The sequence below is a fragment of the Stenotrophomonas indicatrix genome (assembly GCF_002750975.1).
Taxonomy (GTDB): domain Bacteria; phylum Pseudomonadota; class Gammaproteobacteria; order Xanthomonadales; family Xanthomonadaceae; genus Stenotrophomonas; species Stenotrophomonas indicatrix.
Genome location: NZ_PEJS01000001.1, coordinates 1,206,726 through 1,227,426, shown reverse-complemented (window position 1 = coordinate 1,227,426; position 20,701 = coordinate 1,206,726). Strand labels below are relative to the sequence as shown.

Annotated in this window: 20 protein-coding genes and 3 tRNA genes; 8 read left to right on the top strand and 15 right to left on the bottom strand. The window is 63.9% G+C overall.

Annotated elements, in window-relative coordinates; genetic code table 11:
- Positions 1 to 16: 16 nt before the first annotated feature.
- The gene (locus tag CR918_RS05700) at positions 17 to 1,360 is read right to left on the bottom strand and encodes a sensor histidine kinase (protein WP_032975720.1); all 1,344 of its coding nucleotides are present in this window, start codon (positions 1,358 to 1,360) and stop codon (positions 17 to 19) included.
- Position 1,361: 1 nt separating this feature from the next.
- Positions 1,362 to 2,033, bottom strand: a complete 672-nt coding sequence (locus CR918_RS05695) for a response regulator transcription factor (protein ID WP_032975718.1) — start codon at positions 2,031 to 2,033, stop codon at positions 1,362 to 1,364.
- A gap of 144 nt (positions 2,034 to 2,177) precedes the next feature.
- On the opposite strand from CR918_RS05695, the gene CR918_RS05690 reads away from it, so the two are divergent.
- Positions 2,178 to 2,945 carry a MipA/OmpV family protein gene (locus CR918_RS05690; RefSeq protein ID WP_099842230.1) on the top strand — a complete coding sequence of 256 codons (768 nt, stop codon included), beginning with the start codon at positions 2,178 to 2,180 and terminating at the stop codon, positions 2,943 to 2,945.
- Positions 2,946 to 2,984: 39 nt separating this feature from the next.
- On the top strand, positions 2,985 to 3,272 hold the full coding sequence (locus tag CR918_RS05685) for a hypothetical protein (protein WP_099783496.1): 288 nt from the start codon (positions 2,985 to 2,987) through the stop codon (positions 3,270 to 3,272).
- An 8-nt stretch (positions 3,273 to 3,280) separates the two neighbouring features.
- Here CR918_RS05685 and CR918_RS21130 read toward each other — a convergent pair whose 3' ends face one another.
- On the bottom strand, positions 3,281 to 3,421 hold the full coding sequence (locus CR918_RS21130; RefSeq protein ID WP_162887621.1) for a hypothetical protein: 141 nt from the start codon (positions 3,419 to 3,421) through the stop codon (positions 3,281 to 3,283).
- Positions 3,422 to 3,528: 107 nt separating this feature from the next.
- Between CR918_RS21130 and CR918_RS05680 the strand changes: the two genes are divergently transcribed.
- The 5 genes from CR918_RS05680 to CR918_RS05660 all read left to right on the top strand — a co-directional run bounded on the left by CR918_RS05680 (position 3,529) and on the right by CR918_RS05660 (position 5,382).
- Positions 3,529 to 4,098 carry a peroxiredoxin family protein gene (locus tag CR918_RS05680; protein WP_025875231.1) on the top strand — a complete coding sequence of 190 codons (570 nt, stop codon included), beginning with the start codon at positions 3,529 to 3,531 and terminating at the stop codon, positions 4,096 to 4,098.
- Positions 4,099 to 4,109: 11 nt separating this feature from the next.
- Positions 4,110 to 4,304, top strand: a complete 195-nt coding sequence (locus tag CR918_RS05675; RefSeq protein ID WP_025875233.1) for a hypothetical protein — start codon at positions 4,110 to 4,112, stop codon at positions 4,302 to 4,304.
- 65 nt (positions 4,305 to 4,369) lie between these two features.
- Entirely contained in the window at positions 4,370 to 4,561 is a 192-nt protein-coding gene (locus tag CR918_RS05670) for a hypothetical protein (protein WP_088100374.1), read from the top strand.
- Between the two features lie 31 nt (positions 4,562 to 4,592).
- On the top strand, positions 4,593 to 4,787 hold the full coding sequence (locus CR918_RS05665; protein WP_032975716.1) for a hypothetical protein: 195 nt from the start codon (positions 4,593 to 4,595) through the stop codon (positions 4,785 to 4,787).
- Between the two features lie 262 nt (positions 4,788 to 5,049).
- A complete protein-coding gene (locus CR918_RS05660; RefSeq protein ID WP_099783494.1) occupies positions 5,050 to 5,382 on the top strand; it encodes a hypothetical protein in 333 nt (110 codons plus the stop codon).
- Positions 5,383 to 5,495: 113 nt separating this feature from the next.
- Here the strand turns inward: CR918_RS05660 and CR918_RS05655 are convergent.
- From CR918_RS05655 to uvrB, 3 genes are all read right to left on the bottom strand, one after another.
- Positions 5,496 to 5,570, bottom strand: a tRNA-Val gene (locus tag CR918_RS05655).
- Between the two features lie 97 nt (positions 5,571 to 5,667).
- Positions 5,668 to 5,742 (bottom strand) — tRNA-Val (locus CR918_RS05650).
- A 107-nt stretch (positions 5,743 to 5,849) separates the two neighbouring features.
- Positions 5,850 to 7,874: an excinuclease ABC subunit UvrB gene (gene uvrB / locus CR918_RS05645; RefSeq protein WP_025875241.1), complete on the bottom strand. Its 2,025-nt coding sequence runs from the start codon at positions 7,872 to 7,874 to the stop codon at positions 5,850 to 5,852.
- Between the two features lie 176 nt (positions 7,875 to 8,050).
- Between uvrB and CR918_RS05640 the strand changes: the two genes are divergently transcribed.
- Positions 8,051 to 8,545 (top strand): GspH/FimT family pseudopilin, encoded by a 495-nt coding sequence (locus tag CR918_RS05640; RefSeq protein ID WP_032975713.1) that lies wholly within the window; start codon positions 8,051 to 8,053, stop codon positions 8,543 to 8,545.
- Between the two features lie 55 nt (positions 8,546 to 8,600).
- On the opposite strand, the gene CR918_RS05635 is transcribed toward CR918_RS05640, so the two are convergent.
- The 9 genes from CR918_RS05635 to CR918_RS05595 form a co-directional block, all read right to left on the bottom strand.
- Positions 8,601 to 8,674: transfer RNA gene (locus CR918_RS05635), tRNA-Asn, on the bottom strand.
- A 45-nt stretch (positions 8,675 to 8,719) separates the two neighbouring features.
- Positions 8,720 to 9,127 carry a type IV pilin protein gene (locus tag CR918_RS05630; RefSeq protein ID WP_059063701.1) on the bottom strand — a complete coding sequence of 136 codons (408 nt, stop codon included), beginning with the start codon at positions 9,125 to 9,127 and terminating at the stop codon, positions 8,720 to 8,722.
- A 23-nt stretch (positions 9,128 to 9,150) separates the two neighbouring features.
- Complete coding sequence (locus CR918_RS05625; protein WP_099842229.1) at positions 9,151 to 12,912, bottom strand: pilus assembly protein; 3,762 nt, start codon at positions 12,910 to 12,912, stop codon at positions 9,151 to 9,153.
- A gap of 13 nt (positions 12,913 to 12,925) precedes the next feature.
- Positions 12,926 to 13,447, bottom strand: a complete 522-nt coding sequence (locus CR918_RS05620) for a pilus assembly PilX family protein (RefSeq protein WP_099842228.1) — start codon at positions 13,445 to 13,447, stop codon at positions 12,926 to 12,928.
- Between the two features lie 5 nt (positions 13,448 to 13,452).
- The gene (locus CR918_RS05615; protein ID WP_099842227.1) at positions 13,453 to 14,610 is read right to left on the bottom strand and encodes a PilW family protein; all 1,158 of its coding nucleotides are present in this window, start codon (positions 14,608 to 14,610) and stop codon (positions 13,453 to 13,455) included.
- Between the two features lie 8 nt (positions 14,611 to 14,618).
- Positions 14,619 to 15,116 carry a type IV pilus modification protein PilV gene (pilV, locus tag CR918_RS05610; RefSeq protein ID WP_099842226.1) on the bottom strand — a complete coding sequence of 166 codons (498 nt, stop codon included), beginning with the start codon at positions 15,114 to 15,116 and terminating at the stop codon, positions 14,619 to 14,621.
- Positions 15,113 to 15,628, bottom strand: coding sequence for a GspH/FimT family pseudopilin (locus tag CR918_RS05605; protein ID WP_025875256.1), 516 nt, complete (start codon positions 15,626 to 15,628; stop codon positions 15,113 to 15,115). The genes pilV and CR918_RS05605 overlap by 4 nt, the downstream gene beginning before the upstream one ends.
- Positions 15,629 to 15,800: 172 nt before the next feature.
- A complete protein-coding gene (gene ppnN, locus CR918_RS05600) occupies positions 15,801 to 17,189 on the bottom strand; it encodes a nucleotide 5'-monophosphate nucleosidase PpnN (protein WP_025875258.1) in 1,389 nt (462 codons plus the stop codon).
- Positions 17,190 to 17,441: 252 nt separating this feature from the next.
- On the bottom strand, positions 17,442 to 20,657 hold the full coding sequence (locus tag CR918_RS05595; protein ID WP_099842225.1) for a TonB-dependent receptor: 3,216 nt from the start codon (positions 20,655 to 20,657) through the stop codon (positions 17,442 to 17,444).
- Between the last annotated feature and the right edge of the window lie 44 nt (positions 20,658 to 20,701).

Here is a 20,701-nt window from a genome sequence, read left to right as displayed (position 1 = left end):
CGTTGTCAGCGCCCGGCTAGCGACGCACGCTGCCGCGGTGGAAGTTGACCCGGAAGCTCGCCCCCCCCCCAACGGCCTCGCCCACGCTCACCGTGCCGCCGTGGTGCTGCACGATCTCCTTGACCAGATGCAGGCCGAGGCCGCTGCCACTGCCAGCAGCACGCAGGCGGTGGAACGGCTCGAAGATCGCCTCGCGGTCACCGACCGGCACGCCGGCGCCCTGGTCGCTGACTTCCAGCAGGCCCTGCCGGTCCAGACGCACGCAGATGGTGCCGCGCCCGCCGCCATGGACGATGGCGTTGTGCACCAGGTTGGCGATCACCCGCCCCAGGGCGAGGCCATCGCCGTGGATCCATACCGGCGTCTCCGGCGCATCCACTTCAAAGCCGTAGCCGGCACCAACGACCAGAGGCGCAAGGTCGGCGGCCGCTTCGCGCACGACATGCGCCAGGTCCAGGCGCTGCAAGGCTGCGACGTTCCGGTCCAGGCGCTGCAGGTCGAGCAGGTGCTCGGCGACGTTGCCGAGACGGGCGACATCGGTCAGCAGCTGCGATTTGAGCTCCCCCTGCGGCAACTGCGACAAGCGCGCCTGTACCACCGCAATCGGTACCCGCAGCTCATGTGCGGCGTCGGCCAGGAATTTATCGCGTGCTGCGTAGCCCTGCTGCACCTTGTCGATCGCATCGTTGAACGCTTCGACCAGAGGCGCGACCTCGGTCGATACCAGCTGCGCGTCCAGGCGCGCACCGGGCTGGCCGATATCCAACTCCTTGGCCTGCTGCGCGGACCGGCGCACGCCACGCATGGCGCGATGGATCACCGTCGGCATCACCAGCAGCGTGACCACGATCAACGGCAGGAAGAACCACAGGCCGATCAGCCGCAGCACCATCAATGCGCCATCCAGCAGGCCGCCCTTCGGCGCCCCGCCCACCATCACCGTGATGCGGCGGCCGTCTTCGTTGCGGATCATCACGCGCGCCACATCCAGGTACGGCGGTACCAGCGAACCCAGCTCGGTGGCACCCAGTGTCGGCAGGCGGGCCAGCAGCGGCGCGTGGATGGCAGGCAGCGTGCCGCGCTGCAGCCATGCACCGCGATCGTCCACCGCCGCGAACCACAGGTTGCCACCGGCACGCGCATCGAGCTTCTGCCAGCGTGCTTCGTCCAGCACCAGACGGCCGCCTTCGCTGTGCACCGCATTGGCTGCGCTCTCGGCCATGAACATGTCCATGCCCCAGGTGTCCTTGTCGCCCCAGGTCAGGATCAGCGCGACGACGGCGAACAACACCGTGAAGGCCTGCGCCAGGAACAGCCGCCACGCCAGTCCAAGGGTGATCGAACGAATCGGTCGTGCCATCTCAGGCCTCCGCCAGCAGATAGCCGACGCCGCGGATCACGTGGATCTCCACGCCTGCCCCGGCCTGCTGCAGCGCCTTGCGCAGCTTTGAAATATGCGCATCGAGCGCATTGGACTGGATCTCATCATCGAATCCGTACACCGCCGATTCCAGCGCGCTGCGGGTGACCGTGCGCCCCTGCCGCATCGCCAGCGCCTGCAGCACCAGCACCTGCCGCCGCGGCAGTGCAACCGGCTGGCCGTCCACCTGCGCCTGCAGCGATTCGAAATCGAACTCCAGCCGGCCCAGCCGCAACCGGGGGGTCACCATCGCCGACGGTCGACGCGAGACGGCACGGATGCGCGCCATCAGCTCTTCGATCGCCACCGGCTTGACCAGGTAGTCATCGGCACCGACATCCAGCCCCTCCACCTTGTCCGACAGCCCACCCTTGGCAGTGAGCATGATCACCGCCAGGTTCGGCCGCAGCGCACGGGCAGTCGCCACGAAGCCCACGCCATCACCATCGGGCAGCTGCCGATCAAGCAGCATCAGCTGATGCACCGGCTCACGCAGGGCGAGCGCAGCCTCCGCCAGGCTGCCGACCACGTCGGCGACCACACCCTGGCGCTCAAGCCCGGACTGCAGGGCTCGCGAGAGATCGGGGTCATCTTCGACCAGGAGAATGCGCATCGGGGGCTCGGCAACCGGAAACGGTGCCGATCATAGTGCCTTCGGCGTGCAGGTGGCGGCGATGCCAGCAGATTGCGCCTGCGCAATGTTCCGACAATGTTGCGCGCGCAGCATGCATCGCCATCCCTGCAACGCACTACATCGATGACCTCACTGTCCCCCGCCCTGCTGCGCCCCCTGCTGTGCACCGTCGCTCTCTCCACGCCGCTGCTGGCCTCCGCGCAGGAACAGGCTCCGGGGGTACAGGCCGGCATCACCTTCGGCGCGACCACTGGCGCCTACGCGCACTATGACGACAAGCCGCTGGTGCTGCCGGCGCTGTCCTGGCAGGGCAAGCGCTTCTTCGCCAGCCCCGGTTCGCTTGGCATGAACCTCTACAAGGCCGACGGCCTGCGCCTGTCGGCGGTGGCGACGCCCTACACGTTGCGCTTCAAGACCGACGACGTGAACGATCCGCAGCTGCGCCGCCTGCACAGCCGGCAGATGTCGGCGATGGTCGGCATCAACGCCGACTACAGCGCCGACTGGGGCGCGGTGGCGGCCAGCGTGAAGCGCGAAGTGAGCGGACACGGCGGCGGCGTTGAATCCAGCCTGCATTACAGCTATCCGATCCAGGCCGGCCGCTTCACCTGGGTGCCGCGCGTGGGCGTGGTGCATTCCAGCGCCCGCCTGCTCGACTACTACTACGGCATCAGCGACGAGGAAGCACTGCGCTCCGGGCTGGCGGCCTACAAGCCCGGCAGTGCCACCTCGCCGAGCCTGCAGATCGCGGTCAGCACGCCCCTGGGTACGAAATGGCGCGCGACCGGCGTCGTCGCCAACCAGTGGTTCGGTGATGCCGTCGAAGACAGCCCGATGGCACGGCGCAGCAGCCAGACCTCCGCTTTCATCTCGCTGATGCGCGCGTTCTGACCGAACCTGCATCCGCCCCACGGACCACAAGGATCCCGCATGGCCGCTGTCACCCCCACCGCCGATGCCAACGCGATCCTGCGCGCGCCGGATCTGGACAGCGCCGAGCGCGCCTACCTGGGTCTGCTGCCGGACATGGATCATGTGGACGCGTTGACCCGACGTGCACTTGGCCTGTCACGCGCTGCCGATGCTGCGCGCGGATACGCACTGTCGATGACGCTGGTCGGCCTGCGCCTGCAGGAGCTGGAAATGGGCGAGCCGTGTGCGGCCGAACATCGCCAGGCGACGCTGCGCAGCCTTCGCCAGGCCTTCACTGCGGCCTGAGCGTTCCGTCAGCGGAAGGTCGTCCAGGCCAGCACCGCAGACAGCAGTGCGACCCAGATCACGGCCTTGAAGGTGCCTTCCAGCATGTTGCCGCCGAACAGCAGTTCGATGATCGGGTTAGGCCGGGAAACGGGAGCATGGTCACTCATGGTGGCGTCCTGAGGTTTGGGAACTGCGTCACCGATGATACAAAAGCTTGACATTCCTGTTGCTGTTTCCGGTATGGTCGATGCAACGCGGCGTTCAAGGATGATCGATGCTCAAGCGTGCACTGTTTCCCGTAGTCGCCCTGCTGCTGGCCGCACTGGTCATCATGCTCTCCTGGCAGAACCGCCAGTTGCGGCAGGTCAACGAACAGATGGCGGCGCAGCTGCAGCAGACGCAGCTGGACGCGCATGGTCTTGCCACCGGCACCCGGCCTGAACTGTTGACCCTGCGGACGACGCAGCAGACCCATGTCGATATCGGTGGCGCGCGCGGCGTGCCGCAGATCCTCTACTTCTTCTCTACCGCCTGCCGTTACTGCCTGGCCTCGGTGCCACAACTGCAGCAGATCGCGGCTGCGCGAGGCAGTGCCGAGCTGGTGGGCGTGGGCCTGCCACCGTACGACCAGCTTGCCGACTACGCAGGCAAGCACGCGCTGGCGTTTCCGATCGCCGTCGACGATCAGGGCGAAGTCTCCAAGCGCTACCGCGCCACGCTGACACCGATGCTGATGGTGCTGGCCGCAGATGGCAGCATCGCCTACAAGCATGTCGGCCAGCTCGACACCGGGACGGTGCAGGCCGTCGCCAACGCAATGAATCCGGGAAGCCACACCAACTGAAGGAGATACACATGATCGGGAAGAAAACGCTGTTCTCGTCCGTCGCCGGTATCGTCATCGTTGCTGCAATGTCATTCGGGGCCGCACAGGCCTTCGCCACACCGGTGAAGACCGGCTTTGCACCGGGTTGCGTGGATACCCCCGGATGCATGTTCGGCGGCAATGGCCGCGCCGGCGGCACGCGCATCTGCTGCGTCGCCAACTGATCCCGCTTCGACACCGCCCCGCACGCGGTGACTTCATGTTCCATCGCCATTCCAAGGAGATACACATGATCGGAAAGAAGAAGCTGTTCTCGTCCATTGCCGGCCTCGTCGTGGTGGCCGCCATGTCATTCGGCGCCGCGCAGGCCTTCGCCACTCCGGTGAAGACCGGCTTCGCGCCGGGCTGCAAGGAACATCCGAGCTGCCCCTATGGCAACGCAGGCTCCCACGGCCTGCTGGTCTGCTGCGACCCCATGTAACCCGCCTCGAAGCGCTGCAAAGGAGATACAGATGATCGGAAAGAAGAAGCTGTTCTCGTCCATTGCCGGCCTCGTCGTGGTGGCCGCCATGTCATTCGGTGCCGCGCAGGCCTTCGCCACTCCGGCCAAGGCCGGGTTCGCACCGGGCTGTGAATTCACCCCGGGCTGTCCGTATGGCGGCTCAGGGCATTGGTCCGGCCCTCGCCTGTGCTGCGATCCGCTCTGAGCCCGCCTGATGGTTCCAGCCACGTCGTGACCTGAGCCCAGGCTTCCCGGCCAACGGGGTCACTTACGGGCAAACGGGCCGGACTGCCTTCACGGGTGGCCCGGCCCTTTTTCATTATCGTGTTCTGCCGCCGCCCCGGCCGGGCACGGATTCATCCTTGCTGGCTCTGGTTGGCGCGCACTTTTCCGGTCTTCGTCGGATACCGGTTTCACAGCGCAGGCCGCAGTGCAACGCTGGGCTCCCTTCTCCGGAGCACCGTGCCATGCCGATGCTTGCCCTGCTGCTGTTGATGGCCGGTCTGTGCAACCGCGACGGCGGTACCGGAAGCGATTCGCTGCGGATGCAGATCCTGCAGGCCGACGCCCAACGTGCCGCCCGCGCGCCTGCCAGCTACGGCCAGACGGACAGCCAGAGCGTGCAGATCCTGCGCCTGAGTGCGGATCGCGTACTGCAGGTGGCCCACGCTCGCGTGCACGGTGATGCCGACGGTAAACAGCGCGGGCAATCGCACGCCCGGGGAATGCTGCAACTGTGGCAGCGCGTGGATGGTCATTGGCAGCTGCAGCGCAGCGCCAGTGTCGAGCAACGCGGTTGACGCTGGCAGCAAGCCGGCCAGGCTGAAACGAGCGCGGATCGCAGGCACAAAAAAACCGGCCCAGGGCCGGCTTTCATCGTTTCCACCGCTGCTCCGGCCATGCCGGGAACCGGTGGTGGGCGGTACAGGGTTCGAACCTGTGACCCCTACCATGTCAAGGTAGTGCTCTACCGCTGAGCTAACCGCCCAAATATTCCGTGCAGCCCGCAGGCTGGTGCTTCTACGTAAAAACCCGGCGCCAGGGCCGGGCTTTTCATGCTCACGACAGCCCCCTGGGGGACTTCGTGGTGGGCGGTACAGGGTTCGAACCTGTGACCCCTACCATGTCAAGGTAGTGCTCTACCGCTGAGCTAACCGCCCGTTTGTTGCTTCTGCAGCGCCGCGATTGCGTCGGTGCAGGCCGCGTATATTACGGACGACGACCGGCAAGCGCAATACTTTTGTGAAGAAAAGCCGCATTACCGCGTTCAGCCCAGGCTGGCTTCCTTCAGCTGCCTGATCTGGTCGCGCACCCGGGCGGCATCCTCGAATTCCAGGTCCTTGGCATGCTGGTACATCCGCTGCTCCAGGGCCTTGAGGCGAGCGGCCAGCTGCGCCGGACTGAGCGAACGGTAGTCGATCGTGTCCTCTGCCACCCCGGAACGGCCTTTGCCCTTGCCCTTGCGGGACTCCTTCTCGGCGGCGTCCGAGCGTGCGCCCTCCAGCACGTCGACGATCGGCCGCGCCACGGAGCGCGGAGTGATGCCGTGCTCCAGGTTGTACTCGACCTGCTTGGTGCGGCGGCGGTCGGTCTCATCGATCGCTGCCTGCATCGAACGGGTGATCTTGTCCGCATACAGGATCGCCTTGCCGCGCACGTTGCGCGCCGCACGGCCGATGGTCTGGATCAACGAGCCGGTCGAGCGCAGGAAGCCCTCCTTGTCCGCATCCAGGATCGCCACCAGCGAGACCTCGGGCATGTCCAGCCCCTCGCGCAGCAGGTTGATGCCGACCAGCACATCGAACTTGCCCAGACGCAGGTCACGGATGATCTCCACGCGTTCAACGGTATCGATGTCCGAGTGCAGGTAGCGCACGCGGATGCCGTGCTCGGTCAGGTACTCGGTGAGGTTCTCGGCCATGCGCTTGGTCAGGGTGGTGACCAGCACGCGGTCACCGGCCTTGATCCGCTCGTTGGCCTCGCTCATCAGGTCATCGACCTGGGTGCCGACCGGGCGGATCTCCACCACGGGGTCGATCAGCCCGGTCGGGCGCACGACCAGCTCGGCCATGTCCTCTCCGGCCTCGCGGAATTCATACGGACCCGGTGTCGCCGACACATAGATGCTGCGCGGGCAGCGCGCCTCCCACTCCTCGAAGCGCAGCGGACGGTTGTCCAGCGCCGACGGCAGGCGGAAGCCGAACTCGACCAGGGTTTCCTTGCGCGACCGGTCACCCTTGAACATGGCGCCGATCTGCGGAATGGTCACGTGCGATTCGTCGATCACCAGCAGCGCATCAGCCGGCAGGTAATCGAACAGGGTCGGCGGCGGCTCGCCCGCGTTCTTGCCGGTCAAATGCCGCGAGTAGTTCTCGATGCCGTTGCAGAAACCGACTTCGGCCATCATTTCGAGGTCGAACTGGGTGCGCTGGGCCAGGCGCTGCGCCTCGACCAGCTTGTTCTGCGCGTACAGCTGCTCCAACCGCTCCTTCAGCTCGACCTTGATGGTCTCCACCGCCGCCAGAACCCGTTCACGCGTAGTCGCGTAGTGGGTCTTCGGGTACACGGTGAAGCGCATGAGGTTGCGCATGGTCTCGCCGGTGAGCGGATCGAACATCGTGATCTTTTCCACCTCGCCATCGAACAGTTCGATGCGCAGGGCCTCACTGTCCGACTCCGCCGGGAACACGTCGATCACTTCACCGCGCACGCGGAAGGTACCGCGCTGCAGCTCGTATTCGTTGCGCGTGTACTGCAGCTGGGTCAGGTGATTGATCAGGTCGCGCTGGTCGATGCGCTCGCCCTTCGACAGGATCAGGCGCAGCGACAGGTAGTCTTCCGGCGCACCCAGACCGTAGATGGCCGACACGGTCGCCACCACGATCGCATCCGGCCGTGACAGCAGGGTCTTGGTCGCCGCCAGCCGCATCTGTTCGATGTGCTCGTTGATCGAACTGTCCTTCTCGATGAAGGTGTCCGACGACGGCACGTAGGCTTCCGGCTGGTAGTAATCGTAATAGCTGACGAAGTACTCCACCGCGTTGTGCGGGAAGAACGCCTTGAACTCACCGTACAGCTGCGCTGCCAGGGTCTTGTTCGGCGCCATGATCAGCGTCGGCTTCTGCACCTGCTGGATGACGTTGGCGATGGTGTAGGTCTTGCCCGAGCCGGTGACGCCCAGCAGGGTCTGCTTGGCGACGCCGGCCTCGAAATTGCTGGTCAGCTTGGCGATGGCATCGGGCTGGTCTCCCGCCGGCGAATACGGCGAGACAAGTTGAAAACTGTCGCTCATGGTGTTGCCAGGTCTCGGGGAAGGTAAGTATAGGGGGCGTCCGGTGACGGTCGGCTGAGGGGAAGCCGGGGAGACCGGCAGGGGGATGCCCGATGGCGACCCCCATTGAAAGGGGCGACGCTCGCTCCATGACCGCGCCCTTGAAACGCCCCCCTGTCCCCGGCCCCGCCCTTGGCATGCAACTGATTGAACTGGTGACGATTATTGCCGTCCTTTCGGTATTGCTGGCGGCAGGATGGCCGACGCTGCAGTCAACACTGCTGCGCCACCGGGCCGACGCACTGCAGCTGACGCTGCATGCCAGTCTCTCCAGCGCGCGCAGCCAAGCGCTGATCCGGCGTGAACTGATCGGCGTGTGCGCCAGCGAAGACGGGCATCAGTGCACGGACGACTGGAGTGCCGGCTGGATCATCTATCGCAGTGGCCTGCGGCGGGGCTCACCAGCAACGCCGGAAGCCATCCTGGCCCATCACCGTGGCCGCGACGATGTCTCGATCCTGGCACACGCCAGCAGCGGACGGCCGCTCCTGTTTTTCCAGGCGGATGGGCGAAGCCCCGGCGCCAATCTGACCCTGCGCATCTGCGCTGGCAGACACCTGCACGGCAAGCTGGTGGTCAACAATGGCGGGCGTACCCGCAGTGAACGCAGCAACCGCGATCTGCCGTGCTGAACAGAGCAAAGAAAAGCAAAAAGCCGCGATTTCTCGCGGCTTCTGCAGTATCTTGCGCCCGAAGTTGGACTCGAACCAACGACCCCCTGATTAACAGTCAAGTGCTCTAACCGGCTGAGCTATTCGGGCGGGGAGGCGCATTGTACTGGTCGAATCCTGGAAGATCAACACCCACTACCAACAATCGGAAACCGCTCCTTCCGAGGTCTTCCGGTTGGCCTGGTCGAGGGTCAGCTTGCCGCAGCTGTCCTTGACCTGCGTACCCGAGGGAGACGCCGTGATCGTGAACGTGGAACCATCGCCCTTGTAACTCAGGTCGTATCGCGTGGCCCCGCCCTCGCGTGGCGAGACCTTGCTGGGCAGGGCGTAGCCCGAGTAGGAATTGTTGCTGGAGTGATAGCGCTCCGCACGTTGCGCGTACTCGGCCAAGTCCGCTTTGGCTACTGCACGGTGTGATCGAAGTACGTACTGCTGGTACGAAGGAATGGCGATGGCCGCCAGGATGCCGATGACGATCACCACGATCATCAATTCGATCAACGTAAAGCCCGCTGAGCGATGAGGCGCACGGAAAGACTGCATGGATGTGGATCCTCGCACAGGGGTCACTGGAGCTGCCGCCAGGACTGGCGACCGCAGGGATAAGGCAGATACAGCGACTGGCTGCCGGCGGCGCCTACCACCATCCAGCAAGAGCTGCCCCCGGGCGGACCTTCCTTGCCACTACCCAGACGCGGTATGACCGACAGGGATACGTCCTTGACCGGCGCGGTTCCCTCGGTCTTCAACGACAGGCCCGCTGTACCCGACGCCGGCTTGACACCCGTGGGTGAACCGGTCCGGACATTCTCCAGGGCAGGCGCACCGGTCAGCGAGGAAAGACCAAACAGCCAGTTCGAACCACTCGTCGAACAGCCAACGGTTTCCAGATTGGGGACATAGGTCGGCATGAACATGATGCCGCTGACCAGCAGTGGATTACCAACGAACCGTTCACCGTTGCTCGCAGGCAGGTTGATCATCCACCCTCGCGCATTGGCCGGCGCAGTCCCTGCCACAATCCTGCGCGCCTCGGCGCCCGTCGCCGGAGCATCCGCGGTATAGGGCGCCAGATTGGCCGAGGTCAAGGTCGATGTGACCCTCTTCCCGCCAATGTCATTGACCGCATACAACGCCTGTCGCGAGGTGTCGTCCTTGTCACTGTAGAACGAGAAGCTGCCCGTACCGAAATACAGCATCACGCCACCCGATGGACCGGTCGCAGCGGTCATGCCGCCCGTGATCGGCTGGCGGAAGTTCCGCGCGCTGGTGTCTTGGCTGACCTGGGTGGTGAACACGGGAACGGTCAGCGCCGCGTCGGAACTATCGGTGAGGTCGAATTTCCAGATGGCGCCACGCTGATCGGCGGCGTAGACGGTATCGGCAAGACCATCGCGACCGCGCAGGTCCTGGCTGTCGCCACGCCAGCGATCCACCACCACCACGTTGCCCAACCCATTGTCTCCGGAGATATTGGCTCCCGAGGCATTGCTTTCTACCGCCTCGATCATCCGCGTGGCGCCGGACGCCATATCCACGACGAACAGAACGGCCTTGCGGCTGGCACTGTTATAGCCGTTGCCGAAGATCGCCTTCCATGCAACCGTCTTGCCTTCCTTCACCGGTACGATCACCGGCTTGCCCAGCACGAAGCCGATGTTGTTGCGCACGCCCTCGGCCAACGACATGTTCAAGTCGCTGATCTCCCAGAGCGCTTGACGCGTGGTAAACGCTGCCGGGTCACTCACGTCCAGCGCAAATACCGAGCGACCACCAGCGCCAGCCGTACCGACCAGTCCCGTCTGCCAGGTGCTGCCGACGAGCATGTCCGAGATGGTGATTGCACCGTCGACGAAATAGCGATGGCGGAAGGTCTGATCAGCGGTATCCGGTTTGTACGGGAACAGCAGGTTGGCCATGTGGCCCAGCGAGGTTGAGGGAATGTACGCAAAGCGCTCGGTCCCTCCCGTACTGTCCATCTCACCCGACGCCCCCATGCCACCATCGAAGGCATGCAGCATGCCGTCATTGGCACCGACGTACACCGTGTAACGACCACTCTTCGCCTTGGTGTCCAGGTACTTGGCATAGCTGACGGCATAATCGTCGCCGAGCTGGCGATAGCCGTAGTCATCGGTAGGCGAACTGACCACCGGCGCCGAATTGACGATATCGCCCAGCGGCGTGGTGCGGTCGCGGTACTTGCCGCCGCTGCGCTTTTCCATCGTCGTATCCGCTTTCAGATAGCGGATGGCCGTGTCGATATCAGCATCAATGGACTTCAGCTTGTCAGTCGAGCACACCAGCATCTCTGCGTACTTGCCATCCGGCTTGCTGCACAGATCGGCCAGGCTGATGTCGGCCGAACCGAAGTCAACCAGCGTACCCGCTTTGTTGGCCACGATGCGGCGACCCGTTGAAGCGAGTTTCGTTGACGCCTCCCAGGCCTCGCTGAACACAGCGACCTGGTCACTGTTGATCTTCACGGTCGACGCCTTCAGCTTGCTCGACCAATCGGTCGCACCATTGCGGATGTCATAGCTTGGCGTCACCGACAGCGAACCTGCGCCAATGCGGGCGCCGGTCATGCCAATGGTTCCCGACGACGACTTGCCGCCGGAAATCGAGGCCAACACACGTCGCATCGCCTCGGTTACATCGGCAGGCGTCTGCGCATTGATGAATTCACCACGGCTGTTGAGCGCGGCGTGCCAGATCTCATCGATGACCGTTCCATCGTCCACCGTCGACGGATCAGGGCTGCCGTTCCAGTTCGGCGGATTCTTGTACGGATCCGCCGTGGCGGCAGCATTCACGCCGTAAATCCGCCCCTGAGCACCAAGCGTGACACCGTAGAAATTCATGTGCAGATCGGCCTGGCAGTCCAGTCGCTTCCACTCCGCGCTGCCTTGGGACAACGTGCCGCAGCGCTCGTCCACCGGCACCTGCCCCTTGGGGAAGCCGGTATCGGAACGAAGCGGCGTCTTGCTGCCCGAGTAATAGGCCGCAGTGATGTCGGCCATCGTATTGCTGTAATTGTCGGCGAAGGGCAGTGTCGGCAGATTCACGGTATTGACCGCGTCCGCGTTGGCGAACGAGCCATTCGGATAGTTCTTGGAATTCGTGTAGCCATCCGTGAACAACATGCCGCCATTGCGCTGGCAGGCGCGGATGACGGGCGCGCCGTCATCGGTACGGCGGAACTGTTCGGCCAGATACTCCACAGCACGACGGTTGGGCGTACCGCTGATCGGCTTCAATCCGTAGATCTGCTGATAGAGATCGGCGCGGTTGGTCACCAGATCATGCATCTTCACGTTCTTCAGGTCATTGATCGTGAAGTAACCCACCCGCATGTTGTCGACGCCGTACAACGCCTCGGTGGACGCACCGACAATGGCCAACGTGCGGCTCCGGTGATACTGGAACCAATTGGCGAAGTTCTGCACCGCAGTATCGTAGGCACCATCGATGCTGTAGTTGTCCTTCTTGATCTGATAGCGGCGCAGATTGCACTTGGGCCCACAGGCCCCCTGGATCACCGGTCGATTCGCATCGCCCGACTTGTATCCGTACGGCGCCGGGGAATTCTCCGGCAGGTAGAAGGTCGCCGGGAAGTACTGCACGCCATATTGCACGGCAGAGCCGATGTCACGCGAAGCGGTGCGCCAGGCGTTGTTGCGGTAATACGCATTGTCGGTTCCCGTGAGATCGGGAATCTTCATCCCGTCGACGAACTGGAATCCCTCACCGCTGCTTGAACGGACACTGGTCATGTTGTACGTGATGTCATACCCCGCAAATCCGGAGCGCGGGTCGACACGCGCCGCCGTGGTACTGGCAGGGTTCCAGCGGGTTCCATCGGCCCTCAGCCACGGCTTGTAGCTGACTGACGGGTTGTAGTAGCTGGCGTTGTAGACGTGCGAGCGGGCGAAGCCGAAGATATCCAGCGGCGGGATCGCACGACCATACGAATAGCGCTCGTTGTAGTTGTTGTGCGCGTAAAGGTAAAGATAGCAATCGACTGAACCGGAGTTGCAGTCCTGCCCAACGCTGTAGAAGCTGCCATTGTTGTTGAAGAAGCTGCCAGTCGACGTGTTGAAGATCAACCGCCCGTCACCGCCCGGGAACATGCGCTCGAAGGTCATCGAATTCGAGTCATCCACGGCCATGATGAACGCAGGCGGGGTCTGCACCTGCACGTTCAAGGGCTCCTGCGCCAACACACCCTGCGCCTGTGCGGCCATCAGGGTATGCACCAGATAGCCGCCAGCGGCGACAACGGCAAGGCCTACGCCCGCCAGGATCCTGCGATTTCGCGTGTTCATGGGTTCCCCACCCTCACAGCTTGAATACGGTGTCGACCGCCGAGCGCGATGTCGCGTCGGTGGCCGTGTCGCCGGCGTATGTCGTGATCTGGTAGACCGGTGTTGCGGCCTCCAACGGCTTGCCCATGTCCAGCGCCCCCTCTCCCTGGATGCAGCCCTGGATCTGCCGGACCTTCACTGCCGGCTTGCTGCCCAGCTTGGTCTTGGCGACCCAGTCCGATGGATCGAAGCCATCGTCGCAGCGTTGATCGATGTCGGCCGAGGTAACCGTCGGGCTGTCACCCGGCGACTGGCGATTGGCAATCTTCTCCACGGCATTCTCGGCACTGCGGGCGGCGCCCTCGGCACTCTGGAAGGCCACGTTGCCTGCACGGTAGCCCGATGCCATGCGCTCCTGCATGCCGGCCACCTGCATGCCTATCACGCCCAGCAGCGCCAGCATGATCAGCAGAATCAGCGCGACGTAGAGCACGGCACCACGCTGCCGGACAGGGGCAGAGAAGGTGTGGCGCGAAGACAGCTTGATGGAGCGCATGGTCGTCAATTCCCGAACAGGCGGTTGCGCAACGCAACGGAAACTTCATAGGCGCCACGGTGGCGCTGGTCATAGGGATCGCCCGGCGCGATGGTCACACCAAGCACCCCCAGGTAGGTAGCTGCCGAACCCGGAGCCTGCGCCGACGCCCGCTGCGGGCTGCGCGCAAGCAGCCCCACCTGTACCATGCCGACGCGGCGCCATGCGCCAACAGCGGTCGCATCCGTCGCGGTGCTGACGGCACTGGCAACACGCTGGTCGACGATGCGGCCACTGGGCGGAGTGGAAAGCGAAATATCCGGCGTTGCGTCAAGGCCGTACAGGAGCTGCATGCTCTCGATGCCCTCCACCAGCTCCTCACCGTCACCGTAGCCACCGGCTCCGTTGGCGCGGGCGCGGTACAGGGCAGGCTCATTATTGCCGTTGCTGGCGATGTAATACACGAGGCCATCGGCGCGATACAGCATCGTCATCGCGTTGCTGACCGAATAGCCGGTCAGATCCAGCTTCTCGATCTTGACGGTGGATCCACTGATGGTGGCCGGGAACACATCGGCGCGGGTGCAATCGGCCAGCGCGAACACGGTCGGAGTGCCGGCGGCACCCGCCTTCAGGCGCGCCATGCCGTCACTGGACACCGTCACCGTGGTTGTAGTGCCATCCACACCGACGCCTGTCACAACCGCCCCTTCCGGGCTCAACAGGCGGAGCACAAGCACATCACTGCCGGGCAGTGGCGCCGGCTTCAGGTTGATGATGCTCTTGGGCACGGATATCGCCGCGCTCCACGTGCGCCCCAGGGTCAGTGTATTGGTCGGGCCGGTGCCTGCGGCCTCATACCCCTGCACCGGCACCGAGAAATCCAGCGGATCTCCACTGCCGGCGGCGATACCGAGGTTGTAGCGGACATCGCCGGTGTTCTTGATCACATGCGCCTGGTCGTTCACGCAGCCAAAGTGACCCGCCATGCGCAGGTCACGCTGCAGGAAGTCCAATGCGAAACGTGCATTCTCCTGGGTCCGGGCAGCCCCCTCGGACAGGCGTGAAGCCGCGCGGGACGCGATGAAGATCTGCGTGATGCCCAGCAGAAGGACCAGACCGATGACCATGGCAATCATCAGTTCGATCAGCGACAGGCCGCGGGCTCGTGAAGACGGACTCATGGACGCGCTCACAGGAAAGTGGTCAGGCCGAAGGTGGTGAGGCTGTCGGGCTCCTTCGGATCCCAACGCTGATCACCCCAGGTAATGGCCACGCTGACCCGGCCGGTGCTCTGGGTAAACTGGACCTCTGCACTGGCCTTTTCACCGAGTGTCTTCACAACCTCACATTGCCAGCGTGCCACGTTGGTCTTCGGCGTCACCGCCGCGCCGGTCGGCCAGGTACAAGCACCATTGGCCGTCACCGCTCCGGCAGCGAACGAGGCCGAAGAGTAGGCCCCGCCGGCAAGCGTATCGGTGCGCTGGGCGCGCATCAGTTCGATCAGGTCGTTGGCCAGGTTGGTCGCCTGGGTCCGGTAATTGGCACTCTGTACGAAGCGCACGCTCGTGGTCTGCAGCAAGGCAAAGCCGAGCAGCCCGAACGCAAGGATCAACAACGCCACCATCACTTCGATCAGGCTGAAGCCACCCTGGGACGAACGCGGAGAGGCAAGGTTGCGGCGATTCATGAGCAGGTTCCCTTGGTCACCCGGACCTGGCCGGACTTGTTGATCGTCAATGTGCTGCGCTGTTCGCCGGCCTTGCAGGACGCCGGGGACAGCACAACCGTCTGATCGTCCGCGGCCTTGCGACGGCCACGGCCGTCAAAGGCGATGGTCGCTCCCGGGGGACCAACCACGCTCAATTGCGGGTTGCCCAGGGAGAAACGCAGCACGCTGTCATTGCTGCCCAGCACGCCATCAGCGTCGAGATCGGACCAGGCCAGCAGCCCCTTGGACCATTCACCGTCACACGCCTGGCCATCGGTACTGCCACAGAGGCCACCACCACGGTTGTTGCGGATGGCCTCGCTGCGCGCAAGGTTGGTCAACGCGATCACTTCGTTGTTGGCAGTTGCCAGCCGGTTCGAACGAATCATGCTGCGGAAGCTCGGATAGGCGATCGACGCCAGGATCACGAAGACGGTCAGGGTGACCATCAACTCAATCAGCGTGAAGCCGTTTTGCCGGCGCAAAGACATTGGACGCTCCCCAGCGTGTTGGTGACCACGATGGCGCACCGGCCTGCCGCCGGCAAGCGGCGGCAGGATGAACGGTCAGATCCGGGCGACGGGCGTCAAACCCTTGACATCCCGCCCTCCCCCACCGGTCCGGCGCGGTCCCCGCCGCGCCGTCCAGCCACCCTCGCCTCGCTTACGCCAGCACCTGGTAGCAGGGCTGGTATTCGCCGGAGATCTTCATCCGGCGCTGCTCGACGAAGGCACGCAGCAGCGCGTCCAGGGCCTGCATCATGTCGGGGTCGCCATGGATCTGGAACGGCCCGAACTCCTCGATGCGGCGCATGCCGTCTTCCTTCACGTTGCCGGCGACGATGCCCGAGAAGGCCCGGCGCAGATCGGCTGCCAGCGCGTGCGGCGCACGCCCGTGGTGCAGGTCCAGCGCCGCCATCGCCTCGTGGGTCGGCACGAACGGCTGCTGGTATTCCCACGGAATCTCGATGGACCAGTTGAAGAAGAACGAATCCTTCTGCGCCAGGCGATGCTCACGCACGCGCTTGATGCCGGCCGACATCTTCTTGGCCACCGCCACCGGGTCGCCGATGACGATTTCGTAGCGCTCGGCCGCGGCGTCGCCCAGGGTCAGGCGGATGAAACGGTCGATCTGCTCGAAGTACGGCGCAGCGACGGTCGGGCCGGTCAGGATCAGCGGGAACGGCAGGTCCTTGTTCTCCTCGCGCAGCAGGATGCCGAGCAGGTACAGGATCTCTTCGGCGGTACCCACGCCACCGGCGAACACGATGATGCCGTGGCCGATGCGGACGAAGGCCTCAAGGCGCTTCTCGATGTCCGGCATGATCACCAGGTGGTTGACGATCGGGTTCGGCGACTCGGCGGCGATGATGCCCGGCTCGGTCAGGCCGATGTAGCGCGTCACGGTCCGGCGCTGCTTGGCGTGGGCGATGGTGGCGCCCTTCATCGGGCCCTTCATCGCGCCCGGGCCGCAGCCGGTACAGATGTCCAGGCCGCGCAGGCCCAGCTCGTAACCGACCTGCTTGGTATACAGGTACTCGTCGCGCGAAATCGAGTGACCGCCCCAGCAGACCACCAGGTTCGGGTCACCCGGGTTGAGGATGCGTGCGTTGCGCAGCAGCCCGAACACCGCATTGGTGATGCCCTCGGACGACTCCAGCTCGGCCGCGTAGGCCGGGCCCATCTCGATCGCCATGTACGCCAGGTCACGGACCACCGCGAACAGCAGCTCGGCCACGCCGCGGATGATCTCGCCATCGACGAATGCCATCGCCGGCGCATTGGCCAGGTCGATGCGCACGCCGCGATCCTGCTGTGCGACCTGGATATCAAAATCGGGGTAAAGATCGCGCGCGGCGCGCGGATCATCGGAGGCACTGCCACTGGTCAGCACGGCCAGCGCGCAGCGGCGCAGCAGCTCGTGCATGCCACCACTGGAGGCGTCGCGCAGGCGCGCAACCTCGGCCCGCGACAGCACATCCAGGCCACCACGCGGGTAGATCCGCGCGTCCTGCACCGGCAGCGTCCGCGCTGCCTTTTCATTCGTTGTCATATCCACTTTTCTGCTTCCTTTAAGGTGTCCGACTGTACTGCCGCCCCCTTAAAAAGCAAAACGGCCGGGAAGCCCGACCGTTGGATAGGTGCGTCCCGCGTTCGCCGCTCCGGGACCGCTTCGGCGGCATCTGCGCCGCGCACGTGCTTGGATGCTACGCCGATGCACCACCTCCCGCAAGGACTTTCGCCTGAACGGAAAACGGCCGGGTTTCCCCGGCCGCTTCCTTTTACTGCATCAGGCTCTGACGGATCAGAACTTGTACTTCAGGGTCAGCTGCATCGACCAGCGCGACACACCGGTGTTGCCCTTGTCGTTGTTGTTTTCCTGGATCGACGAATCGTCAGCACCGGTGAACGAGTACACATACTTGCCGGTGGCCGGATCGATACCGGCGTAGTTGGCAACACGGCGGGTCGAGTAGAAGCCGTAATCGTCGATCAGACCCCACTTCTTGTTGATCAGGTTGCCGACATTCATGATGTCCAGCGCGATCTCACCCTTGTGGCTCTTCACGAAGCCCGGGAACTCCTGGCTGATGCGGACGTCGAAGGAATTGATCCACTTGGCACGGTGCTGGTTGGCCGGGACGACGCTGCCACGGTAGGCCTCGAGCTCCGGATTCTTCGCGAGCCAGTCGAAGAAGCTCTTCTCCATCGCCACGCCGCCGGTGAACAGCACGTCGCCCGGTGCATTCGGCACGTAGAACAGGTCGTTGGTGGTTGCACCATCGCCGTTGGCATCGTTGTAGAAGATGTAGCTGTACGGACGGCCCGAGCGACCTTCGTAGAACAGGCCGATGCGGGTGGCGTTGTCACCGAAGAAGTTGTGCTTCCATTCCAGGGTGCCGGTGATGCGGTCCTTGATCGCGTAACGCGAATTGTAGGCCACGTCTTCATTGGCATTGAAGATCAGCGTGTTGTTCCAGTTCGAGGTGTTCTGCGAGCTGGACAGCGGGCTGACTTCCTTCGACTGGGTGTAGGTGTAACCCAGCGACCAGCCCCAATTCTCGGTCAGCGGCTTGGCCAGCGAGAAGGTCGCCTGGCTGCCACGGCCCTTGTCGGTATTGCGCATGACCAGCACGTCGCCCATGTCGCTCGGACGGTTGGCACGGTCACCCGCGCCATTGGTGCCGGTGGTCATGCCGAAGTTGGTGCCATCGGCGATGCGGCTGTTGGCCGGATTGCGACCCTGGGCGTTCCAGTAGATCGCACGGCCGTCCGGACCGTAGATGGTTGGCGCGGACACGTCCAGGCGATCAAAGTAGATGCCGTCCTTGACCTTGGTCACCAGCAGTTCGGCCGACGCCACGATGCCGTACCACGGCAGTTCATGGTCGAACGCCAGGTTGGCCTTCCACACCGACGGCAGGCGGGTGCCCGGCGCGATGATGTCCACGTTCTGGCGCGCCGTCGCCGGGCCACCGGCCGGAACGTACGGGTTGTTGCCATCCGGGGTGAAGGAACCCACCGGCGGGTTGCGCTGGTCATACTCGATGTAATTCAGACCGGTGTTCTGGTACGCACCGGCCAGCCAGACGTTCGGGGCGGCGCCACCGAACAGGCCCACGCCACCGCGCAGCTGGGTCGGACGCTCGCTGTCGAAGGTGTAGTTGAAGCCGACACGCGGCTGCACCAGGTTCTTGTCGACCAGCTTGGTGTTGTTGAAGCCATACAGCTGCTCGATGCGCGCGTTGTACAGGCGCTGGCTGCTGAAGTCAGGCATGTCGATGCGCACGCCGAACATCAGGTTCAGGTTGTAGTTGATCGCCCAGGTGTCCTGCACGAACACGCCGGTGTTCTTCAGGGTGAAGTCGGCCGGGATATCACTGCGGCTGCCATCGGCGCGCGGCGCACGCAGCTGGTAACGCGCCGCCTTGCCCGCCAGGAAGTCGTTGACGCTGTTGAACTCGTACACGCCGTTGAGGTTGCGGCCATAGAAGTTCATCAGCTCGTTCTTCGAATAATCGAAGCCGAACTTGACGGTGTGGTCACCGACGTACCAGGTGCCGGCACCGAAGGCGCTCAGTTCCTTCGACTCGACGATGTTGACGTGGGTGTTCTGCTCGGTACCGACGTACAGCGAATCGTTGCCCGAACGGATGCGGATCTGCGGCATGTCGACCAGCGGCACGCGGTTGGCCGAGTAATCCTTGTGCGAGACCTTGAACTCGGTCGAGAAGTTCTCGGACCAGTCACTGAACAGTTCGCCCATCCAGGTTTCGTATTCGGTCGGCTGCTGGTACCAGAAGTTGCTCAGCGAGATCGCGCTGCTGCTGACCTGCGGGAAGCGAACGACGTTCTGCTCCATCTTGTTGTAGCGCAGGGCGGCACGATGGTTCTCGTTGATGTTCCAGTCCAGCTTGACCGCGTACTCTTCGATCTCGGTCTTGCTGTTCGGCGCGGCCAGGCTGCCCGGGTCATAACCCAGGTTGCCCAGGTAGTTCTGGACATCGGTGATCTGCTGCTGGGTGATGGTGCCCTTGCCGATCGGGGTGTCGCTCAGGCTGATGCCGGCGGCCGAACGCTCGTACTTCTCGTAGTTGCTGAAGAAGAACAGCTTGTCCTTGACGATCGGGCCGCCGAAGGTCATGCCATAGGTCTTCTCGTCTTCGAAGCCGTTGAAGTCCTGGCGGTCACCTTCCAGGCGCGAACGGACCATGTCCTTGTCGCGGTACGAACCGTACACGGTGCCGTGGAATTCATTGGTGCCCGACTTGGTCACGGCGTTGATCACCGCACCGGTACCACCAGCGATGGTGGTGTCGTAGTTGGCCAGGTCGATGTTGATTTCCTGGATCGCGTCCATCGACACCGGCTGGCGCTCGGTCGGCAGGTTGTTGGAACCCAGGCCGAACGGATCGGAGGCACTGATGCCGTCGATGCGGATGGCGTTGTAACGGGTGTTCTGGCCACCGGCCGAAATCGCACCGTCAGCCTTGCTGACCTGCGAGATGCGCGGGTCGAGGCGGACGTAGTCCTGGATGTTGCGGTTGGCCGACGGCAACGCATCCATCGTTTCGCGGGTCACGTTGGTGCCGGTGCCCATCTTGTTGGCGCTGAAGATGTCCAGGCCACCCGCGGTCGCGACGACGTTCACGGCATCCAAATTGGTGGCCGCAACATCGCCGGCCAGGTTGGCGTTGACCGTGTTGACCTGGTTCAGGTTGAGGTACACGCCCTCTTCGGTCTTGGTGCCCTCACCCGGCTTGGTGATGGTGATGGTGTACGGACCACCCACGCGCAGGCCGCGCGCGTTGTAACGACCCGACGCATCGGTGGTCGCACGCGAAACCGTGCCCGATTCGGTGTGGGTGATGGTGACTTCAGCACCAGCAACAGGCGCGCCCGCATTGGACACGACCTGGCCGCCGACACCGGCAGAGGTGCTCTGGGCGAAGGCGGGAGCGGCGGCGAGCGCAGCCACGAGACCAAGGGTGAGCTTGGACATCCGGAATGGGTGAGTCATTGTTCGGTAGCCTCGATGCGAGTTGGCGATGGCGGAAAAAAAGC

Bases quoted from the DNA above. Each gene is read 5' to 3' on its own strand.
- CR918_RS05700 (WP_032975720.1), bottom strand. From the start codon at position 1,360: ATGGCACGACCGATTCGTTCGATCACCCTTGGACTGGCGTGGCGGCTG.
- CR918_RS05695 (WP_032975718.1), bottom strand. From the start codon at position 2,033: ATGCGCATTCTCCTGGTCGAAGATGACCCCGATCTCTCGCGAGCCCTG.
- CR918_RS05690 (WP_099842230.1), top strand. From the start codon at position 2,178: ATGACCTCACTGTCCCCCGCCCTGCTGCGCCCCCTGCTGTGCACCGTC.
- CR918_RS05685 (WP_099783496.1), top strand. From the start codon at position 2,985: ATGGCCGCTGTCACCCCCACCGCCGATGCCAACGCGATCCTGCGCGCG.
- CR918_RS21130 (WP_162887621.1), bottom strand. From the start codon at position 3,421: ATGAGTGACCATGCTCCCGTTTCCCGGCCTAACCCGATCATCGAACTG.
- CR918_RS05680 (WP_025875231.1), top strand. From the start codon at position 3,529: ATGCTCAAGCGTGCACTGTTTCCCGTAGTCGCCCTGCTGCTGGCCGCA.
- CR918_RS05675 (WP_025875233.1), top strand. From the start codon at position 4,110: ATGATCGGGAAGAAAACGCTGTTCTCGTCCGTCGCCGGTATCGTCATC.
- CR918_RS05670 (WP_088100374.1), top strand. From the start codon at position 4,370: ATGATCGGAAAGAAGAAGCTGTTCTCGTCCATTGCCGGCCTCGTCGTG.
- CR918_RS05665 (WP_032975716.1), top strand. From the start codon at position 4,593: ATGATCGGAAAGAAGAAGCTGTTCTCGTCCATTGCCGGCCTCGTCGTG.
- CR918_RS05660 (WP_099783494.1), top strand. From the start codon at position 5,050: ATGCCGATGCTTGCCCTGCTGCTGTTGATGGCCGGTCTGTGCAACCGC.
- uvrB (WP_025875241.1), bottom strand. From the start codon at position 7,874: ATGAGCGACAGTTTTCAACTTGTCTCGCCGTATTCGCCGGCGGGAGAC.
- CR918_RS05640 (WP_032975713.1), top strand. From the start codon at position 8,051: ATGCAACTGATTGAACTGGTGACGATTATTGCCGTCCTTTCGGTATTG.
- CR918_RS05630 (WP_059063701.1), bottom strand. From the start codon at position 9,127: ATGCAGTCTTTCCGTGCGCCTCATCGCTCAGCGGGCTTTACGTTGATC.
- CR918_RS05625 (WP_099842229.1), bottom strand. From the start codon at position 12,912: ATGAACACGCGAAATCGCAGGATCCTGGCGGGCGTAGGCCTTGCCGTT.
- CR918_RS05620 (WP_099842228.1), bottom strand. From the start codon at position 13,447: ATGCGCTCCATCAAGCTGTCTTCGCGCCACACCTTCTCTGCCCCTGTC.
- CR918_RS05615 (WP_099842227.1), bottom strand. From the start codon at position 14,610: ATGAGTCCGTCTTCACGAGCCCGCGGCCTGTCGCTGATCGAACTGATG.
- pilV (WP_099842226.1), bottom strand. From the start codon at position 15,116: ATGAATCGCCGCAACCTTGCCTCTCCGCGTTCGTCCCAGGGTGGCTTC.
- CR918_RS05605 (WP_025875256.1), bottom strand. From the start codon at position 15,628: ATGTCTTTGCGCCGGCAAAACGGCTTCACGCTGATTGAGTTGATGGTC.
- ppnN (WP_025875258.1), bottom strand. From the start codon at position 17,189: ATGACAACGAATGAAAAGGCAGCGCGGACGCTGCCGGTGCAGGACGCG.
- CR918_RS05595 (WP_099842225.1), bottom strand. From the start codon at position 20,657: ATGACTCACCCATTCCGGATGTCCAAGCTCACCCTTGGTCTCGTGGCT.